General features: G+C 75.1%; 2 protein-coding genes and 1 pseudogene. All 3 read left to right on the forward strand.

Annotation, left to right across the window (positions count from 1 at the left end; all coding sequences use genetic code 11):
• A pseudogene (locus G3I65_RS41190) lies at positions 1 to 648 on the forward strand (hypothetical protein); the annotation flags it as partial.
• Positions 645 to 1,556 carry an ABC transporter ATP-binding protein gene (locus tag G3I65_RS41195; protein WP_160700886.1) on the forward strand — a complete coding sequence of 304 codons (912 nt, stop codon included), beginning with the start codon at positions 645 to 647 and terminating at the stop codon, positions 1,554 to 1,556. The pseudogene G3I65_RS41190 and the gene G3I65_RS41195, both read left to right, overlap by 4 nt.
• Positions 1,553 to 2,230: ABC transporter permease (locus tag G3I65_RS41200; protein ID WP_160700887.1), on the forward strand; the 678-nt coding region annotated here is incomplete at its 3' end. The genes G3I65_RS41195 and G3I65_RS41200, both read left to right, overlap by 4 nt.

Here is a 2,230-nt window from a genome sequence, read left to right on the forward strand (position 1 = left end):
GGCGATCCGGTGACCGCGCTGCCGGGCCGCAACGTCGCCGGCGTCGCCGCGTCCGGGCTGCGGCTCGTCCCCGCCGACCCCGACACGACCATCGGGCAGGTGGACCTGTGGGCGGACCCGGCGACCGGGGTGGCCGTGCGGGTCGAGGTGACCGCGCGCGGGCAGCGGTCCCCGATCCTGGTGACCGAGTTCCAGGAGCTGGCGCAGACCACGCCAGTCGTCGAGGCGCCGCGGCCGGTGCTCGGGTCCGGGTTCACCGTGGCGAGCGCCCCGGACGTGTCGGACACGCTCGGCTCCTTCAACCAGGTGCCGCTGCCCTCGGCGCTGGCCGGGCGGCCGGTGACGTCGTCGGACTTCGGCGGTGTGCAGGGCGCCGCGCTCTACGGGCGCGGGCTGGCGTCCTTCGCGGTGATCGCCGTGCCGCGCGCGGTGGCCAACGCGGCGAGCGACGCCGCCGGGAAGGCGGGCGCGGTGCAGGTCAAGCTGGCCGCCGGGACCGTGGTGCAGCTGTCGATCACGCCGTTGTCGCTCGCGGTCGTCCGCTCGGCCGTCTCCCGCCGCTCCTACCTGCTGGCCGGCACGGTGACGGCCGACGTGCTGAAGTCCGTCGCGGACGAGCTGTCCCGGCTGCGGCGGGGCAGCCGATGATCGTCACGCGCGCGCTCACCAAGGCCTACGGCCGCACCGTCGCCGTGAACGCGGTCGACCTCGACGTCCGCGAAGGCGACCGCTACGGCTTCCTCGGCCCGAACGGCTCGGGCAAGACGACCCTGGTCCGGATGCTGCTCGGCCTCGTCTACGCGACCAGCGGCGAGATCGAGGTGCTCGGCGAGCCGGTCCCGAAGCGGGTCGCCGAGGTGCTGCCCGACGTCGGCGCGCTCGTCGAAGGCCCGGCCGCGTACCCGCACCTGTCCGGGCGCCGGAACCTCGCGCTGCTCGACGCCGCCGGGCGCGGGGGCGGGCGGCGCACGCGACGGCGTCGCATCGACGACGCGCTGGAACAGGTCGGGCTGGGTGGGGTCGACCAGCGGCCGGTCAAGGCGTACTCGCTCGGCATGCGGCAGCGGCTCGGCCTCGCCGGCGCGCTGCTGCGCAAGCCGCGGCTGCTGATCCTCGACGAGCCGACGAACGGGCTCGACCCGCAGGGCATCAAGGAGATCCGGGAGCTGCTGACCGCGCTGAACGCGGGCGGCACCACGGTGTTCCTCTCCAGCCACCTGCTGGCCGAAGTGGAGCAGCTGTGCACGCGCGTCGGCGTCGTCGACCGGGGCCGGCTGGTGATCCAGGAGGACCTGGCCGCGCTGCGGGCCGAGACCGGCCGGGTGCTCGTCGGGACGCCGGACCCCGCCGCGGCGGCGGCCGTCCTCGACGGGCAGCTCGAAGCCCGCGACGGCGACCGGCTGGTCATCCGGCACGCCGATCCGGCCGCGCTGAACGCGCTGCTCGTCGAAGCGGGGGTGCGCGTGACGTCCATCCACGCCGAACAGCGGACCCTGGAACAAGTGGTCCTCGACCTGACGGGTCCGGGCTCGGACCGGTTCGGGGCGGCCGGGTGATCGCCGTCGAACTGCGGAAGCTCGCGCTGCGGCCCCGGGTGTGGGTCAGCGTGCTGCTGCTGTGCCTGCTGCCCGCGGTCGTCGGTGTCTTCCTGGCCACCGCCGACTTCGCGCCGCCGCCCGGGCAGGGCGGGGCGTTCCTGTCGGCGGTGGTGCACGACGGCGCGCTCTACCCGGCCGCGGCGCTCGCGCTGGTGCTGCCGCTGTTCCTGCCGATCGCCGTCGCGGTCGTCGCGGGCGACTCGATCGCGGGCGAGGCGTCCGGCGGCACGCTGCGGTACCTGCTGGTGCGCCCGGTCGGCCGGACCCGGCTGCTGAGCGCGAAGCTGGTCGCGATCGCGGTGTACGTGACCGCGGCGATCGTCATCGTCGTGCTGACGTCGCTGGTGCTCGGGGTGATCCTGTTCGGCACCGGCGGCAACCCCGGCGTCGCCGGGCCGGGCGGGCAGCCGACCGGCGTGACGTCGCTGTCCGGGCAGTCGCTCAGCTCGTCCGCGCTCGGCCTGCGGCTGCTCGGCGCGGTGAGCTACATCGTCGTGTCGATGCTCGGGTTCGCCTCGATCACGATGTTCCTGTCCACGGTGAGCGACTCGGCGCTGGGTGCCGCGCTGTGCGGGCTGGCCGTGCTGATCACCAGCTCGGTGCTGGAAACCCTGGACGCGGCCGCGTCCGTG

Origin of the sequence: Amycolatopsis sp. SID8362 (assembly GCF_010550475.1) — a bacterium.
In the GTDB taxonomy this organism is placed as follows: Bacteria; Actinomycetota; Actinomycetes; order Mycobacteriales; family Pseudonocardiaceae; genus Amycolatopsis; species Amycolatopsis eburnea.